The following is a 463-nucleotide window of genomic DNA, read 5'->3' as shown; positions in this document are numbered from 1 at the left end:
AGAGCAAAGGGAAGTTTATCGATACCAGCCGTCATCTGATATTGACGTCAGTACATCCTTCACCATTGGCCGCGAACCGAGGTGGGTTCTTTGGTACCAAGCCATTTTCTAAGACTAATGAATATCTGATGCAATATGGCAAGTCACCGATCGATTGGCAGTTACCACAGTAATCAGTCGATACTAAAGTTAGGAGAGTAAATCAATAACATGCTTACCAGCAGTGTCCCACAGTTATCTCAGAACTATCTAAAGCCAAAAAACAGTTTATATAAAACTAGTGATGAGCAGCTATCGTCGTTTACAAAGTTAGATAGCACTGAAACAGCAGTATTCTGGCAACCACAAGCCGTCAGCTGGATGCAGCAAGCATTAGCGATGGCGCAAAATGGTGCTAGTCTTGGCGAAGTTCCTGTTGGGGCAGTCTTGGTTCATGAAGATAAAATCATAGGTCAGGGGTTCA

The 463-nt window shown here is 43.4% G+C and carries 1 pseudogene; it reads left to right on the top strand.

Annotated elements, in window-relative coordinates:
- Positions 1-210: 210 nt before the first annotated feature.
- Positions 211-463, top strand: a pseudogene (locus EG885_RS23190) (hypothetical protein); the annotation flags it as partial.

Source organism: Paracoccus nototheniae, from assembly GCF_004335005.1.
In the GTDB taxonomy this organism is placed as follows: Bacteria; Pseudomonadota; Alphaproteobacteria; order Rhodobacterales; family Rhodobacteraceae; genus Paracoccus; species Paracoccus nototheniae.
Note: the sequence above shows the minus strand (reverse complement) of the source record. Positions and strands in the feature narration are given on the sequence as shown.